Genomic DNA, 16,869 nt, shown 5'->3' on the forward strand with positions numbered 1-16,869 from the left:
CCGCCGGCGGCCGCACCGGCACCGGCACCGGCACCCGCCGCCCCCGCGGCCGGCGCCGCCAAGCCCGCCGCGGCCCGCAAGAAGCTCAGCTACAAGGAGCAGCGCGAACTCGAAACCCTGCCGGCACAAATCGCCGAGCTGGAAGAAGAACAGAAGCGGATCACGGAAGCGCTCGAGCTCGACGGCGGCGCCATCTACGCGAGCGACGCCTCCCGGGCGGCTGAGCTCGGCGAGCGCCATGCCCGCATCGACGACGAGCTGATGGCCGCGCTGGAGCGCTGGGAAGCGCTGGGGGCCGCGCGCTAACGGGGTTCTTGTCTGACGTGGGGCAAGTCCACGGCGCGCTATATCTATATATATGCCGCTGTCCGGGCCTCTCCCTCGCCGCATGGCCTCCCCTCACGCCCGCGGGCGACCTACGGCCCTGCTGCGCCGCCTCGGTGGGGTGCTGGCCTTCGCCCTGTGCCTGGGCGCCTGCGCGGAACTGCCTGCGAATGTCGAGCGGCCGGCCTCCTCGGCGCTGGACTCTCCCGCGGGCACGCCACTCGCCGATCTCGTGCGGCAACGCCGCCAGGCCGCCAGCGCGCGCTTCGAGTCCGGCTTCCTGCTGCTCGACGGCCCGCAGGCCGCCTACGGCAGCAGGCTGGCGCTGGCCGAAGCGGCGCAGAAGACGCTGGATCTCCAGTACTACGCGATCCATGCCGACGCCAGCACCGCCCGCCTGCTCGCCGCCGTGCGTGACGCCGCAGGACGCGGCGTGCGCGTGCGGATCCTGCTCGACGACCTCCACAGCACAGGACGCGACGCCCTGGTGATGCGCATGGCCTTCGTGCCCAATGTCGAGATGCGGATGTTCAATCCGCTCGCGGGGGCCCGCGGGTCGACCCTGGGCCGGGCCTTCAACGCGCTCGACGACGCATCGCGCCTGCAGCAGCGCATGCACAACAAGCTGTTCATCGCCGACAACGCGATGGCCGTGTCCGGCGGGCGCAACCTGGGGGACGCCTACTTCGGCAAGGACAGCAGGAGCAATTTCATCGATCTCGACCTGCTGGTGGCAGGGCCGCTCGTGCAGGATCTCTCGCGCAGCTTCGACACCTACTGGAACAGCGATCGCGCCTACCCGGTGCAGTCGCTGGTGACGCCGAAGGAACTCGACAGGATCCGCGACCAGGCGGGCGCCGCCGGCGCGGGGAAGCAGGATCGGCAGGCCACGTACGGGACCTCATCTGCGCCCGAAGGCGAACCGCGCGCGCGCGCCTGGGACGAAAAGCCGATGGACCTGGGTGCCGCGGCGCTCGTCTGGGCACCGGCCGTCGTGCTGGCGGACAAGCCGGCCAAGATTGCGCCTGACGGCGGGAGCCCCGATGCCGGCACGGTCAAGGACCCGGGGCTGACCGTGACGCAGCGCGCCGGTCGCGCTCGACGCGCGTCGGGCGCCGGCACGCTCGACGCGGCGGCCAACGCGGCAGCCACCGGCGACACGGTGGTCGAGGGGCTGCTGCAATGGATCGGGCAGGCACGACGCGACCTGTTGGTCATCTCGCCCTATTTCGTGCCGGGGCCCGACATGAAGCAGGCCTTCGCCGCGGCCCGGGCGCGCGGTGTCCGGGTTCGGGTCCTGACGAATTCGCTGGCCTCGAACGACGCCCCCGTGGCCCACGTGGGCTATGCGCGGCACCGCGAGGCATTGCTCGCCATGGGCGTCGAGCTCTACGAGTTGCGAAGCGAACAGGCCGGCCTGGGCAGCGCCTTCGGCGACTCGGGCAGCAACCTTGCCGGCGAGTCTCGCTCGATGCTGCATTCGAAGGTGCTGGTGATGGACCGCCGGTTCCTGGTGGTCGGATCGATGAACCTCGACCTGCGATCGCAGTGGCAGAACACCGAGATCGCCGTGCTGGTGCGCAGCGATGCGCTCTCGGGCATCGCCGCCGACCGGATCGAAGCGGCGCTGCGCGAAGGCGCCTGGCATGTCGAGCTGAACGAGGGCCATCTGGTCTGGCGCGCGCCCGAAGGCAGCCAGCTCGAAGACGCCACCACCGAGCCCGACACCAGCGCCGGCCTGCGGCTGCTGCTCAGGCTGTTCGGCCCGCTGGCGCCCGACAAGCTGCTCTGAAGCCGCAGCGCGTCAGATCTTGTCCCTGACCCGCGCGAACACCTTCCAGAAGGTCGCGTCCTGCGCGGTGGCGAAGTTGATTCGCATCAGCGTGGTCGGCGGCCGCCTGGCATGGAACAGCGAGCCCGGTGCCAGCAGGTAGCCCTCGTCGAGCATGCGCTGGGTCAGCGCGTCGGTGTCGACGCCGGTGTCGACCCAGCCGAACAGTCCGGCCGGCTCCGAGGCCAGCGTGCAGCCGGCAGCCAATGCGAGCTTGACGGTGCGGCCGCGCGCGCCATCGAGCCTGACGCGGACCCGATCCGCATGCCGGCGCAGCTGCCCCTGGTCGATGCACCAGGCGAGCGCGCGCTCGAACAGCGCGGGCGAGGTCAGGGTCGCGAGCAGCTTGGTCTCGAGCAGGCGGCCGACCAGCGCCGGCGAGGCCGCGAGGAAGCCGATGCGCCAGTTGGGCGCCAGGATCTTGGCGAAGCCGCTGACGTAGATGGTGCGCTGCAGGCCGTCGAGCGCGCTGAGCCGGGTTGCATGCTCGGGCGCGAGATGGCTGTAGGTGTCGTCCTCGACGATATGGAAGTCATGCCGGTTGGCGAGCTGCAGCACGCGATGCGCGCTGCCCGGCGTGAGGCTGTAGCCGGTCGGGTTGTGCAGCACGCTCACGCTCACGAACAGCTTGGGCTTGAGGCCCTCGCCGGCGGTGCAGTAGCGCTCCATCACCTCCAGGTCGGGGCCGTCGGCCTTGCGCGGCACCGGCAGGATGCGCATCCCGAGCGCCTCGAGCCGCGCGAACTCGAGCGCCCAGCCCGGCTCCTCGACCATCACGGGGTCGCCGGCCCGCAGCAGGGTGCGGCTCACGATGTCGAGCGCGTGGGTGGCGCCGATCGTGGTCACGATCTGGTCCGGTGCGGCCGGGACGTTGATGCTGGCCAGCTTGCCGGACAGGCTGCGGCGCAGGCCGCCGTCCCCGGCCGGCTCGCCGTACTGCAGCGAGAATTCCTGCAATGCCTTGGTGCCGGTGACGCGGCGCACCGCCGCCGGCATGAAGGTCGACTCCAGCCAGTCGGGCGGGAAGACGCCCATGCCGGGCTGGGGCTTGTCGCTCGGCCGATGGAACATGCCCCGGATCAGGGTGCTGGCATCGGCCGCCACGAGTTGCACGGGCGCCTGGGCCGGTGCCGAACGCGTGCTCGCAGGCTCCGGGGCGCCGGCCGCGCCCGAGTCGCGCACATAGAAGCCTCGTTGGCGACGTGCCTCGACCAGGCCCTGGGCGAGCAATTGGTCATAGGCCGCGACCACCGTATGCGGGCTCACGCCCTGCTGGCGCGCGCACTCGCGCACCGAAGGCAGGCGCGCGCCCGGCGCCAGCAGGCGGTCGCGGATGCGCTCGGCGAATCGGTCGGCAAGTTGCGCCGTCAGCGATTGGGTGGAAGTTCGTGTCAGCATGCGCGCCGGGGTTTCTGTGTCGATGCACGGACCGATACAGACACGCCCCATGTTCGACATTCTGTACCGGTACTGTAATGGTCATCAGTTTAAAGTGTGTCCCATGAACTGGCAAGAATTCACTGCGCTGCTGGTGTTGGCCACGGCGATGAGTTTCTCGCCGGGTCCCAATACCACGCTGTCGACCGCACTCGCTGCCAACGGCGGCCTGCCGCACGCCATGCGCTTCGTGTGGGCCGTGCCGGTCGGCTGGAGCCTGCTGCTCGCGCTGTGCGCGGCCGGCGTCGGCGCGCTGGTGGTCGCGGCGCCCTCGCTGCGCGGGGTCATCAAGGCGCTCGGCATCGCCTACCTGCTCTGGCTGGCCTGGAAGCTCAGCGGCAGCGGCTCGCTCGGCCAGGCCGACGGCGCGCAGCTGCGGGTCGGCTTTCGGCAGGGCGTGATGCTGCAGTTCCTCAACATCAAGGCCTGGCTGCTGGCGCTGACGCTGGTGGCGGGCTGGATCGCCGGCCAACCCGATGCGTTGCGGCGTTTCGCAATCGTCGCGCCCGTGATGCTGGTCTATGCCTTCGCGAGCAACTTCGCCTATGCCCTGGCCGGCGCGCTGCTGCGCAACTGGCTCGCCCAGGGCCGGCGCCTGCTGTGGTTCAACCGCGCCATGGCGGCCGTGCTGGCGCTCACCGCCTGGTGGATGGTGGGCGTATGAAGATCAAGGACGAGACCCTCGGCATGTGGCTCGGCGTGCTCGGCGTCGCCTTCTTCGCGGTCACGCTGCCGATGACCCGGCTGGCCACCGGAACGCAGGCCGCGCCGCAGCTGTCGCCCTGGTTCGTCACGCTCGGGCGGGCGGCGCTGGCCGGCGTGCTGTCGATGGCCTTCCTGCTCGCCACGCGCTCGCCGAGGCCGCAGCGCCGGCACTGGAGGCCGCTGGGCATGGCCGTGCTCGGCAACGCGGTCGGTTACCCCTTGCTGCTGGCCTACGCGCTGCGCGTGGTCACCGCCAGCCACGCCGCGGTGATCACCGCGCTGCTGCCCCTGGTGACCGCGGCCTGCGCGGCCTGGGTGCTGCACCAGCGGGCGCGCCTGGGCTTCTGGCTCTGCGCCGTCGCCGGCAGCCTGCTGGTCATCGCGTTTTCGCTGCTGCGCGCCGACAGCCGGGGCGGCTTCGGTTTCGAATGGGCCGACGTGCTGCTGGTGGGCGCCGTCTTCGCGGCCTCGCTGGGCTACATCTATGGCGCGCAGGTCACGCCGGCGCTCGGCGCCGAGCGGGTGATCTGCTGGGTCTGCGTGCTGGCGCTGCCGGTCACGCTGCCGGGCACGTTGTGGCTCTGGCCGCAGCAGCCGGTCGCCGCCTCGGCCTGGGTCGGCTTCGTCTATGTCGGCGTGTTCTCGATGTGGATCGGGTTCTTCGCCTGGTATCGCGGTCTCGCGATGGGCGGCGCGCTGCGCGTGAGCCAGACCCAGCTGCTGCAGCCTTTTCTTTCGATCCTGGCTGCGGTACCGTTGCTCGGCGAGCCCCTCGACATCGTCACGCTCGGCTTCGCGGCGGCCGTGGTTGCCACCGTGGTCCTGGGCAAGAAACTCTCCCAGCCGCGCCTCCCGGTCGTCGTCGCGACGGCCACCCGATAGACACCCGCACAGATCCTCAAGGAACCCGTCATGAAATGGAAACTCGCCGCCCGCGCCGAAAAGATGAATCCTTCGGTGCTTCGTGAAATCCTCAAGGTCACCGAGCGTCCCGGCATCATCAGCCTGGCCGGCGGCCTGCCCTCGCCCAAGACCTTTCCGATCAGCGCCTTCGCCGAAGCCTGCGCCGACGTGCTGCGCAACGACGGCCCGGCCGCGCTGCAGTACGCCGCCAGCGAAGGCTACGGCCCGCTGCGCGAAGCGGTGGCGGCGATGCTGCCCTGGCCGGTCGACCCGGCCCAGGTACTGATCACCACCGGCTCGCAGCAGGGTCTGGACCTGGTCGCCAAGGTGCTGCTCGATCCGGGCAGCCGCGTGCTGGTCGAGACGCCGACCTACCTCGGCGCGCTGCAGGCCTTCGCGCCGATGGAGCCCGAGCCGGTCAGCGTGGCCAGCGACAGCGAAGGCGTCATCGTCGCCGACCTGGTCGCCAAGGCCGCCGATGCGCGCTTCATCTACCTGCTGCCCAATTTCCAGAATCCGACCGGCCGCACCATGACCGAGGAGCGCCGCGCCGCGGTGTCGGCCGCGGCGGCCGCGGCCGGCCTGCCGATCATCGAGGACAACCCCTACGGCGAACTGTGGTTCGACGAGCCACCGGCACCGCCGCTCACCGCGCGCAACCCCGAGGGCTGCATCTACCTCGGCTCGTTCTCGAAGGTGCTCGCACCGGGCTTGCGGCTGGGCTTCATGGTGGCCCCCAAGGCCGTCTTCCCCAAGCTGCTGCAAGCCAAGCAGGCGGTCGACCTGCACACGCCGATCTTCACCCAGCGCATGGTGCACGCGGTCATGAGGGACGGCTTCCTGTCCCGTCACGTGCCGACCATCCGCGCGCTCTACAAGCGCCAGTGCGAAGCGATGCTGGCCGCGCTGACGCGCGAGATGAAGGGGCTCAAGGTCGAGTTCGCCAAGCCTTCCGGCGGCATGTTCCTGTGGGTCCGCCTGCCCGAAGGCGTGGACACGGTCGCGCTGCTGCCCAAGGCGGTGGAGCGCGGCGTGGCCTTCGTGCCGGGCGCGCCGTTCTATGCGGGCGCGGGTGATCCGCGCACGCTGCGGCTGTCCTTCGTGACGGCCAGCGTCGACGAGATCGACACCGCGATCGCCGCGCTGGCCGAAGTCGTGCGCGAGCAGATGGCGCACAACGCCGCTGCCGAGGTCCAGCGCCAGCTGGCCGCGAGTCCTCTCTGAGCCAGGTTCGCCGGTACCAGACGCCCCCATGATCGACGGCCACACGCTGCTGCTGTTCCTGCTGGCCGTGCTGGCCCTGTTCCTTTCGCCCGGGCCGAACATGGCCTTCGTGCTGTCGCACGGTGTCGCCTTGGGGCCGCGCGCGGGCTTCGCCGCCGGCCTCGGCATCGCCGCGGCCGATCTCGTGCACACGCTGTGCGCCGCGACCGGCATCACGGCGCTGGTGGCCGCATGGCCGCCCTCCTTCGATCTGCTGCGCTACGCCGGCGCGCTCTATCTGCTGTGGCTGGCCTGGCAGGCGCTGCGCTCCGGCGACGCCCGCCTGCAGGCCCGCGCCGACGCCGCGGATTTCACCCGCGTGGTGCGCATGGCCTGGCTCAACAACCTGGTGAATCCGAAGGCGCTGCTGTTCTTCATGGTGTTCCTGCCCCAGTTCGTCGCTCCCTCGCGCGGCAGCGTGCCGCTACAGTTGATGCTGCTCGGCATCACGCTGTCGCTGGCTGGCCTCGTCTTCAACACCGTGCTGGGTGCATGCAGCGGCCAGATCGGCCGCTGGCTGCAGCGCCGGCGCGGTGCCGCGGGTTTTCAGCGCGGCCTGCTCGCGACGGTGATGTTCGGCCTGGCCGTAAGACTTATCTTGATCGATCGCCCCTCGAAGGGACTCTGACATGCTCAACATCTGGGGGCGCATCAGCTCCATCAACGTTCGCAAGGTGGTGTGGTGCGCCCAGGAACTCGGCCTGGACTTCCAGCGCACCGAGGCCGGCGGCCGGTTCGGTGTGGTCCAGACGCCCGACTACCTGCAGCTCAATCCGAATGCGATGGTCCCGGCCATCGACGACGGCGACGGCGACGAGCGCGTGACGCTCTGGGAGTCGAACGTCATCGTGCGCTACCTCTGCGCCAAGCATTCGATGGGCAAGTTCTATCCCGAGAAACTGGCCGAACGCTTCGATGCCGAACGCTGGATGGACTGGCAGCAGACGACGCTGAACCCGGTGAGCGGCGGCGCCTTCAAGCAATGGGTCCGCACGCCGCCCGAGCAGCGCCAGTCCGAGGTGATCGCCTATTCGGTGCACGCCACCGAGCCGCTGTTCGCCCTGCTCGATGCCCACCTCGCCACCCGCGCCTTCATGCTTGGCGACGCCTTCACCATGGCCGACATCCCGCTCGGCTGCGAGGCCCACCGGTGGTTCGGCCTGCCGCTGACGGAATACACGCGCCCCGCCTGGCCGCATGTCGAGCGCTGGTTCGCCGACCTGCGCAGCCGTGCAGGCGCGCGCGGGGTGCTCGACCTCGCTCTCGAATGAAACCAATGACAGCCCGCCCCTTCAAGCAAGTCGATGTCTTCACGTCGACGCCCTACTTCGGCAATGCCCTCGCGGTCGTGCTCGATGGCACCGGTCTCGACGATGCCGCGATGCAGCGCTTCGCCGCCTGGACGCAACTGTCGGAAACCACCTTCCTGCTGCCGCCCACCGAGCCGACGGCCGACTACCGCGTGCGCATCTTCACGCCCGGCGGCGAGCTGCCGTTCGCCGGCCACCCCACGCTCGGAAGCTGCCATGCCTGGCTGCAGGCCGGCGGAAAGCCGAAGGCGGCCGGGCGCATCGTCCAGCAGTGCGGCGTCGGCCTGGTGCAGATCCGGCGCGACGGCGAGCGGCTGGCCTTTTCCTCGCCGCCGCTGCGGCGCAGCGCGCCGAGCCCGACACTGCTGGCCAAGATCGCCGCGGCGCTCGGTCTCAAGGCCCAGCAGATCGTCGCGGCGCAGTTGCTCGACAACGGCCCCGTGTGGCTGGGCCTGCTGCTGAAGGACGCCGACACCGTGCTCACGCTCAAGCCCGACCATCGCGCGCTGCGCGAGCTCGGCCAGAAGGTGGGTGTCGCGGGCATCCCGACCGCGGGCGATTCGCCCCAGTTGATTGCACGCTCGAACCGCGAGGCGCGCGCCTTCGCGCGCTCCGACGAAGCACCCGCCGACGTCGAGGTGCGCGCCTTCGCGGCCCCGGTCGGAATCGAGGAGGACCCGGTCACCGGCAGCTTCAACGCCAGCCTGGCGCAGTGGCTGATCGCCGACGGCCACCTGCCGCAACACTACGTCGCTGCGCAGGGCCAGACCCTGGGGCGCGCAGGGCGCGTCCATGTCACGCGCGATGCGGACGGCCTGGTCTGGGTGGGTGGCGATTCGGTCACCTGCATCGACGGGAGCGTGGCGCTCTAGGGCGATCCATCATGCGTGCGCGCATCGACCACCTCGTGATCGCGGCCCGCAGTCTCGACGAAGGCGTGCGCTGGTGCGAGGCGAGCTTCGGCGTCACGCCCGGGCCGGGCGGCGCGCATCCCCTGATGGGCACACACAACCGGCTGATGAAGGTCGAGACGGCGGCCTTTCCTCACGCCTACTTCGAGATCATCGCGATCGATCCCCGGGCCGCGCCCAGGCGCGCAGCCGCCACGCGGCGTTGGTTCGACCTCGATGATGCCGTGCTGCAGGCCGCGCTCGCGCGGGACGGTCCGCGGCTCGTGCATTTCGTCGCCGAAGTCGCCGACGCCAGCGCCGCCGTACAGGCGCTGGGTCGGCAGCGCATCGATCGCGGCCAGGTGCTCGAGGCCTCGCGCGACACGCCGGCCGGACGCCTGTCCTGGCGGATCACGGTGCGCGACGACGGCCAGCGGCTGTTCTATGGCACGCTTCCCACGCTGATCGAGTGGGGGCCCGTGCACCCGACCGACAGCATGCCCGACTCGGGCATCACGCTGCGCTCGCTCGGCCTCACGCATCCGCGGGCGGATGATCTCAACGCCGCGTTGGGCGCCATCGGCCTTGCTGGGCTGACGCCGATCGCCGGCGCGCCGAACATCCGCGCCGTGCTCGACTCGCCGCGCGGTACCGTCACGCTCGAATCCCGGGGGATCTGAGCGAGCGCGCGCGTTCTGTCGCTCGCACTCACCGCGACTTGGGCACCCCGCCATCGGCCGTCCCAAAGAGCCAGGGCAGCAGAATCGCCGCATCCGCGCGGATGCGCAGGTCGGCCGCCTCGCCGTCGAAGCGGCTGGTCACCTGGGCGATCTGGTTGTTGTAGTGGTCGTTCTCGGCGATGAGCACATCCAGCAAGGTCCGCTTGCCGAGGTGGTACCACTGCTCGAAGAAAATGGTCCGCACGCGGTCCGAGTCCTTGATCAGCTCGGTGTATTCGACCGCCCGGCTCAACGCCGCATCGCGTTGCTGGGCCGACGTGCGCAAGCGGTATTCCAGGTCGCGCGTGGCTGCCAGGGCTTTTTCCTCGCCAGCGGTGGCGCGCTCGAATGCCGCTCGCTCCGCAGCGTTCGCCGATCCGCCCTGGAAGGCGTTCCACTGAATCGAGAGTCCCGTCGCCCACGGTTGGCTCTTGCCGAGGCTGTCCTCCTGCGTCGTCTTCGACACCACCCAGTTCAGCTGCGGCAACCTCGAAGCCCGCACCGATTGAGCGTACAGGTCGGCGGCCTTCGCCTCGGCCCGTGCCTGACGCAGGGCAGGATGCTCCGGCGCTGCCAACAAGGCCTCCTGGACGTCCACGACACCACCGCCCCATTGCAGATCCGGCGGCAGCGTCACCTCCTCGCCGACCAGCTTGACCAGACTGATCTCGACCTCGCGCAGCTTGGCCGCCACCAGGTCGCGGCTGGCCATCGCCTGCAGGCGGCGCCCGCGGGCCTGAGTCAGTTCGCTGGCGCGACCGCGGTCGGTCTTGACGATCTCGCTGAGCATCTCGACCAGCTCGGTCATGCGATCCACGTAGGCCTTGCTGAGCGCCATCGCATGGCGGCCACGCCGCAACTCGATGACAGCGTTGAGGGTGTCGAAGGCGACCTGCTGGCGCACCTGCAACAGTTGCTCGTGCACCGCCTTCGATGTCTCGGTGCGGCTGTCGATGGAGCGGCTCAGGCGGCCCCAGTCATACACCGGCGTCGTGAGCTGGACATTGCCGATCGCGTTGCGGGCGGAGTCGTCCGTGCCGCTGCCGAAAGTCGCCGAGGGAGACGCCACGCCCACCTGCAACTGCGGCCAGCGCTGTCCCTTGACTTCGGCGATGTCGAACTCGGCGGCCTGCCACTTGGCGCTCGCCTCACGGACGTCAGGGCTCAAGGCGAGCGCCTTCGCCACCATCGACTCGAGGAAGCCGCGAGCGCCGCCGCCTTGGCGCTCGAGTTCGCCGGCGGCCGTGGCGCGTGCAAGCTTGGCGGACTCCTCGCCGGCCGGCGCCGCGCCTTTCTCCCGCTGTTGGCTGCCGCCGGCGATGGGGACGGCTGCGGTCTCCCTCCACTGCTTCTCCTGCGCCGGCATCGGAGCCGATGCCGGCGCAGGTGGCTTGGAGACGGTGGCAGGAATCTTCGGCGCACCGACCACCGGCGCCTCATAGGCAAAGCTGCTCCATTCAAGTGCTCGCGGCGCCGTCGGCGAGGAGACCTGCGCCATCGCTTCGGCGCTCAGGCACAAGGGCAACAGGATCATGGCGCGCGCGAGCCCACGGCGTGCGCCGGGCGGATGATGCGCACGGACGCCTGACTGCAGGGATGTCGTCATTTTCTATCTCTCCCTGAAGGCTTCACGCGCTTTCAGCACCGGCTTGAGCAGGTAGCTGAGGATCGTCTTCTCGCCGGTACGAATTTCCACCGTCGCGGTCATGCCCGGAATGATCGGGAAGTCCTTGCCGCCGGCACTCAGGGACGCCTTGTCCGTGCGCACCAGCAGGCGATAGTAGTTGGCGTCGGCACGGCCCTGGCGCGCCTTCTCGTCGTCCTTCAAGGTATCGGGACTGATGTGCTCGACCTCGCCTTTCAGCCCCCCGTAGATGGCAAAGTCGTAGGCCGAGATCTTCACGACGGCCGGCAAGTTCGGGCGAACGAAAGCCACGTCCGACGGCTTGATCTTGGCCTCGACCAGCAACTGATCCTCCAGCGGCACGATCTCCATGATGTCGGCGCCCTGCTGGATCACGCCGCCGATCGTCGTCACGCGGATGTTCTTGACCGTGCCCTTGAGCGGCGCCCGGATGGTCGTGCGCTTCACGATGTCCTCGCGCGCGCCGACGTTTTCCCTGGCCTGGGCCAGTTCGCCCTCCAGGCGTGTCAGGTCCGCGTTGGCGTCGGACCGAAACTTGTTCTGTCGCTCGGCGATCTGCAGCCGGAACTCGTTGGCCTGGCGCTTCATGCGCAGGATTTCGACTTCCGACATCAGGCCGCGCGCCGACAGAGGCTCGGACAGGCCGACCTCGCGCTCGGCCAGTTCCAGGCTTCGCTGCAGCGCCTGCACGCTGGCCGAAAGCGTTTGCCGGCGCGCATTGAACGCACGCGTCTCGTCGCTCACGATCGACGGCACGGCCTTGACATCGTCGGGGAAAGTCAGCGGCTCCTGGTAAGCCTCGGCGCGAAGCCGGGCAATCGAGGCCTTCATCGCCAGGACCTTGGATACGCCCTCGCGGTAGGACGCGCCGGCGCGCGTCGGGTCGATCTCCAGCAGGATCTGGCCCCGCTCGACGATGTCGCCCTCGTGCACGTTCATCGATTCCAGAATGCCGCCCTCCAGGCTCTGGATCACCTGCTCGCGGCTGGCCGGTATCACGCGGCCTTCGCCCAGCGTGATTTCCTCCACCCTCGCGAAGTGCGCCCACACCAGCGCCACCACGAGGATGAGGGCGACCAGGTACAGCACGAGCATGCTGCCCGGCGTCTTCTGGACCAGCATCGCCTCGCGGAGATCCTGCATGAATGCAAGATCTTCCTTGCGCGCCTGTCCGGTCGGGCCGGCAGCATGGCGGCGATCACCCTGGACCGCGGCCGGCGGGGCGGCCTTCACTTCGGGTGCCGGGTGTACTTGCTTGTTCTTCATGATTTCACCTTCGCCAATCTCGGTCGTCGTCCTGTTCAAGCGGCGGCCTTGTCATCGCTCGGCCCCTTGGCCCGCAAGCTCTCCAGCACCGCCTCCTTGGGGCCGTCCGCGAACACCCTGCCGTCGCCATCCATCACGACGATGCGGTCCACGAGTTCGAGCACCGAGAGCCGGTGGGTCGCCACGATCACGGTCTGGCCCTGGGTGGCGACCGCCATCCGTCGGAGAAAGTAGTGCTCGGTCTGCAAGTCCATGGAGCTGGTCGGCTCGTCCATCAGCAAGACGCGCGGGCGCAACAGAAGGCAGCGTGCCAGCGCCACCAGCTGGCGCTGCCCGCCCGACAGGCCTTGCCCCGCCTCGCCAATCGGCATGTCGAAGCCGCGCGGATGTCGCGCCGCGATGGCGTCGAGGCCCGTCAGCCGCGCCACCCGCAGGAATTCCTCCGTGGTCGCCGCGGGATTGCCGATGGTCACGTTGTCCTTGAGCGTGCCGTAGAAGAGGCGGGCATCCTGGCCCAGCATGCCCACGGCGGCACGCACGTCGGCAGGGTCGATCTGGCCGACATCGATGCCGTCCATCAGCACCTGGCCGCTGCGCGGCTGGTACAGCGCCGCCATCACGCGCAACAGCGTCGATTTGCCGCAACCGATATTGCCCAGCAGCGCGACGCGCTCGCCCGCCTTGAACTCCAGGCTGATGTCCTGCAGCACCGGCGGCGACGGCTGCATCGGCGGCGCCGGATAGGCGAAGTTGATCTTCTTCAGCGTGACGTGGCCCGCGAAATGGGGCTTGGCGAGATAGCGCCGCTCCGGCACCCGGTCGACCGGCTGGTCCATCAACTGGTTGAGCGACCGCAGCGCCGTCTTGGCCTGCTGGTAGCGGACCGCGAGTCCGACCACGGCCGCCAGCGGCGCGGTCGCGCGGCCGGCCAGGATCACCGTGCCGAAGAGCGCGCCCATGCTGAGCGTGCCCGCGTGGATCAGGTACACGCCCCACACCACGATCACCACCGTCTGCACCTGCTGGATCAAGGTCACGAGGTTCAAGGCCATGCTGGACAGCGCGCGGGATTTCATCGAGCTGGACGCAGCCAACGCACTGAGTTGCTCCCACTTCTGCTGCATCACGCCTTCGCCCCGTGCCGCCTTGAGCGACTCGATGCCTTCGATGGACTCGATCAGCAGGCCCTGCTTGAGCGAGCCTTCGCGCAGGTTCTCCTGCATGCTGCGCGCGAGCGGCCACTGGATGGCGATACTGATCATGACGATGACCGGTATGGCGAGCAGCGGCACCAGCGCGAGCGGCCCGCCGATCATGGCGATGATGGCAACGAACAGCAGGCAGAACGGCAAGTCGGAAAGCGTCGAGATCGTGGCCGAGGTGACGAAGTCGCGCACCGACTCGAATTCGCGCAACTGGTTCGCGGACGAACCGGCCGATTGCGGCTTGAACTCCATGCGCGTCGCCAGCACCTTGCGAAACAACGCGGAGCCGAGCACCAGGTCGGCCTTCTTTCCCGCCACGTCGACCAGATGAGCGCGTACATGGCGCGCGGCGAACTCGAACACCATCGCGACGATGACGCCGATGGCCAGCGACCACAGCGTCACGTAGGCGCCGGTCGGTACCACCCGGTCGTACACGTTCATCGTGAAGAAGGTGCTGGCCAGCGTCAGGACGTTGATCAGCAGCGCCGCCAGCGCCGCGCTGGCGTAGTAGCGGCGATAGCGCCAGAGCGTGGCGAAGAGCCAATGGCCTGCGCTCTCCTGCACCTGCGGCCCGGCACGATCGTCCAGGCGCGGCTGCGGCTTGGCGAGCAACGCATGCCCGGCGTAGAGCTCGTTCATCTCGCCGGCATTGAGGCGCACGCTGCCGCCACCCGCTTCCGGCAGCACGACGTCATAGGAAGCGGCGTTGCCCTTGCCATGACGGGCGACCAGCACGCAAGCACCGCCGTCCTTGCGCAGCAAAGCCACAGGCAGCAGATAGGAGAGCAGGTCTCCGACGTCCCGCTTGACCCAGCCCGCGCCGATGCCGGCCTGTTCCAGCACGCGCGCCGCAAGCGTGGGTGACAGTCTCGCGTCGCGCGGCAATCCCGCCTGCAAGGCGGCCGCGCTGATCGTCAGGCCATGGTAGACGCACAACCAATGCACGGCCCCCAGCAACGTATCCTGTCCTGCCTCCGCGTGGGACGCATGCTGCCCCTCCACAGGGCCGTCCTGCTTCATCACTGCTGCCATATCAATTCCTTGTTCGCGACGGTGTGGAACTCACCGTCGAGCTTTTCCGCTGGCAAGCTGCCAGGGGTCCGTGCCAACGGGCCCTGTTCCACTGCGGCCGCGCGGTCGCCCTCGGGCGGCGCGCATCACCATTGCAAGATCTGAAAAACGAAGCGATCGGGGCCGCCCAGGTCGCCCCGGGCGTCACTCGACGCGGCTGCCCGGCGCCTCCCGGCAGTGCACGACCGTGCTCGCACGGCTGATGACATAGCGCTGCTCATGGGCACCTGCCAGGAGGCGTTCGGCATCGGCACGGCGATAGGGTTGAGGGTCACCGCCGCCCTCCGACACCGCCACGAAGTAGGTCTTTCGGCCCTCGAGGTGGACCCGCGTCGCGGGATTCGACTTGCCTGCAAAGAGTGGGGCATCGCCGATATAGGCTTCCAGCGTGTGACTGCCGGGGTCCAGGCACAGGCGCGTGAAGCCATGGGGCAGCAGTGCGGCATGGAGCTGGCCGTCCACATAGACGTGGGCCGCACCGCCCGCGGCCGCAGGCCCCGCGGCCGCGGGCCTGAAGAAGACCACCTGGGCGAGGTCGGCGGCCACCGCGGGGACGGCCTCGTACACCGGTCCCGGCTTCGCATGGGCATACGGCGCCGCTGCAGTGATCGAGGCCTGCGGCATGACGTCTTGACCGAAGGCCGCCGGCGCTGCCAGCAGGCAGGCTGCGGCCATCGCCGCGGCGACGGGGCCGCGGCTTGCGCACAGGCGTCGATTGAATGCAATGAAATTCGAGAATTGCATGAGTTGGTCCGATGACCCTTCTTCAGGGTGATCGCTTGGAGAGTTGAAGCTTTTCGGGCGGCATCGCCCATGAGCCGAGGCTGGAAAAATCGAGAAGAAGCGAAACGCTTTTTCGAGTCGCAAGTTCCGGGCGGCAAGAAGCCGCGCCAAAGGAGTCACCTGCGAATTCGATCCGACCTGCAACCAGGCGAACTGAAGCGTGTTCTTGTCACTCGCCGTCACCCCATGCGGCGGCAATCTCGGCACCCAGGCTGCGATCCACTTGAGAAATGGAACTTTAGTAAATCCGGCTGAAACAAGGAATGAGAAAGCGCCGCATTCCGCCAAGGAAGCATCCTTAAGATGGAATCCTTGGCCTGTCCGAGGGCTCCGCCGTACGCGCATGAAGTCCGCGCAGGTGCTGGGCGTGTACGCGGGTGCTGAATGCGCCAAACAAAAAGGCGGCCTTGCGACCGCCTTCTTCTGCTCAGTAAATCACCGGAATGTCCGAAGATGGCAAGCGCCTACCTCTCGCCCTCGGCATTCACTTCGACGCGGCGATTGGGGCTGTTGCAGTCGATGCGCGCCTGTCTGGAGCCGCCGGTCGTGCAGGACACGACCGGTTCGCTGCTGCCCAGGCCCTCGGCCCTGATGCGGTTCGAAGAAATGCCTTCCTCGGTCAGGACGCGGCTGACCGTCCGCGCCCGTTGCTCGGAAAGCCTCTGGTTGCTCGCGAGAGAGCCGATGGCGTCGGCATGTCCTCGCACCGTGACCCCGCTGACGCTTTGCGGGGATTGCGCGCGAATCTGGTCCGCGACCTTCTTCAGCTCCGCGCGCCCCTGCGGGGTGATCGCCTGAAAGTCCCCTTTCCCAAAGCCGAACAGGACATCCGCGTTCAGCGTGTAGCGGATCTTTTCCGGCGCGGCGGCTGTGGGCGGTGCGTCCTCGCACGGCACCACGGTGCTCGCGCGGCTGACGAAGCGACGCTGCTCGTGAGAGTTCGCCAGCAAGCGCTCGGCGTCAGCGCGGCTGAACGGCACGGGCTCACCCATGCCGCGCTCCGAAACCTCCACGAAGTACGTCTTTCCGCCTTCCAACTGCCCTCGGGTTTTCGGGTTCGCCTTGCCGGCGTACGCGGGCGCATCACCGATATACGCTTCGAACCCATGGGTGCCCTTGGCGACGCAGAAGCGCGTAAAGCCGTTCGGCATGAGCGCCGTGTGGAACTCCCCGTCCACGTAGACGTGCGCCGCCGCTCGACCTCCGCCGGAAGAAGAAGCGGCTGCGCCCCTGAAGTAGACCACCTGGGCCAACTGGGAAGCCACGGCGGGTCCCGGCCGATAGCCCGGCCCTTCGCGATCGCTGAGCGTCTTCGGCGCTGCCTGCGCGAAGGCGGCCGACGCGGCCACCAGGCACAGTGCCGGCAGCGCGGAAACCACGATGCCGCGGCGAGCACGCAGGCGCCGACTGGAGGAATTGAATATCGACAATTGCATGAATCTCTCCCGATGCCTCGGCAGGAGGCATCGCTTGGATAGTTGAAAATTGGACGTCCCGAAGGACGCTTGCGGTGG

At 68.8% G+C, this 16,869-nt stretch carries 15 protein-coding genes; 9 read left to right on the top strand and 6 right to left on the bottom strand.

The features are described 5' to 3' along the window. Positions 1-306, top strand: a 306-nt coding sequence (locus AC1D2O_RS36695) for an ABC transporter C-terminal domain-containing protein (protein ID WP_478158842.1), incomplete at its 5' end; no start/stop codon positions are given. An 82-nt stretch (positions 307-388) separates the two neighbouring features. Further along, the gene (locus tag AC1D2O_RS36700) at positions 389-2,116 is read left to right on the top strand and encodes a phospholipase D family protein (RefSeq protein ID WP_478094067.1); all 1,728 of its coding nucleotides are present in this window, start codon (positions 389-391) and stop codon (positions 2,114-2,116) included. A gap of 12 nt (positions 2,117-2,128) precedes the next feature. Here AC1D2O_RS36700 and AC1D2O_RS36705 read toward each other — a convergent pair whose 3' ends face one another. Then, positions 2,129-3,553, bottom strand: coding sequence for an aminotransferase-like domain-containing protein (locus tag AC1D2O_RS36705; RefSeq protein ID WP_478094068.1), 1,425 nt, complete (start codon positions 3,551-3,553; stop codon positions 2,129-2,131). 103 nt (positions 3,554-3,656) lie between these two features. Here AC1D2O_RS36705 and AC1D2O_RS36710 point away from each other — a divergent pair, with 103 nt between their 5' ends. The 7 genes from AC1D2O_RS36710 to AC1D2O_RS36740 are packed head-to-tail and all read left to right on the top strand — an operon-like array spanning position 3,657 to position 9,343. Continuing rightward, entirely contained in the window at positions 3,657-4,256 is a 600-nt protein-coding gene (locus AC1D2O_RS36710) for a LysE family translocator (protein ID WP_478158843.1), read from the top strand. Beyond that, positions 4,253-5,179, top strand: coding sequence for a DMT family transporter (locus AC1D2O_RS36715; RefSeq protein ID WP_478091804.1), 927 nt, complete (start codon positions 4,253-4,255; stop codon positions 5,177-5,179). The genes AC1D2O_RS36710 and AC1D2O_RS36715 overlap by 4 nt, the downstream gene beginning before the upstream one ends. A gap of 30 nt (positions 5,180-5,209) precedes the next feature. Continuing rightward, on the top strand, positions 5,210-6,424 hold the full coding sequence (locus tag AC1D2O_RS36720; protein WP_478091805.1) for an aminotransferase-like domain-containing protein: 1,215 nt from the start codon (positions 5,210-5,212) through the stop codon (positions 6,422-6,424). Positions 6,425-6,452: 28 nt separating this feature from the next. Then, positions 6,453-7,091 (top strand): LysE family translocator, encoded by a 639-nt coding sequence (locus tag AC1D2O_RS36725; RefSeq protein ID WP_478091806.1) that lies wholly within the window; start codon positions 6,453-6,455, stop codon positions 7,089-7,091. Between the two features lies 1 nt (position 7,092). After that, entirely contained in the window at positions 7,093-7,734 is a 642-nt protein-coding gene (locus tag AC1D2O_RS36730; RefSeq protein ID WP_478091808.1) for a glutathione S-transferase family protein, read from the top strand. A 5-nt stretch (positions 7,735-7,739) separates the two neighbouring features. Next, entirely contained in the window at positions 7,740-8,645 is a 906-nt protein-coding gene (locus AC1D2O_RS36735) for a PhzF family phenazine biosynthesis protein (RefSeq protein WP_478091809.1), read from the top strand. 11 nt (positions 8,646-8,656) lie between these two features. Further along, a complete protein-coding gene (locus AC1D2O_RS36740; RefSeq protein ID WP_478091811.1) occupies positions 8,657-9,343 on the top strand; it encodes a VOC family protein in 687 nt (228 codons plus the stop codon). A gap of 28 nt (positions 9,344-9,371) precedes the next feature. Here AC1D2O_RS36740 and AC1D2O_RS36745 read toward each other — a convergent pair whose 3' ends face one another. The 5 genes from AC1D2O_RS36745 to AC1D2O_RS36765 form a co-directional block, all read right to left on the bottom strand. Next, entirely contained in the window at positions 9,372-10,988 is a 1,617-nt protein-coding gene (locus AC1D2O_RS36745; RefSeq protein WP_478158844.1) for a TolC family protein, read from the bottom strand. Between the two features lie 3 nt (positions 10,989-10,991). Next, entirely contained in the window at positions 10,992-12,293 is a 1,302-nt protein-coding gene (locus AC1D2O_RS36750; RefSeq protein ID WP_478158845.1) for an HlyD family type I secretion periplasmic adaptor subunit, read from the bottom strand. A 35-nt stretch (positions 12,294-12,328) separates the two neighbouring features. Continuing rightward, positions 12,329-14,533: a type I secretion system permease/ATPase gene (locus AC1D2O_RS36755; protein WP_478094122.1), complete on the bottom strand. Its 2,205-nt coding sequence runs from the start codon at positions 14,531-14,533 to the stop codon at positions 12,329-12,331. A gap of 183 nt (positions 14,534-14,716) precedes the next feature. Then, positions 14,717-15,316, bottom strand: a complete 600-nt coding sequence (locus AC1D2O_RS36760) for a hypothetical protein (RefSeq protein ID WP_478158846.1) — start codon at positions 15,314-15,316, stop codon at positions 14,717-14,719. 503 nt (positions 15,317-15,819) lie between these two features. After that, positions 15,820-16,791, bottom strand: coding sequence for an OmpA family protein (locus tag AC1D2O_RS36765; RefSeq protein WP_478158847.1), 972 nt, complete (start codon positions 16,789-16,791; stop codon positions 15,820-15,822). Positions 16,792-16,869 lie beyond the last annotated feature (78 nt).

This window comes from Variovorax sp. P1_G12 (genome assembly GCF_056405555.1).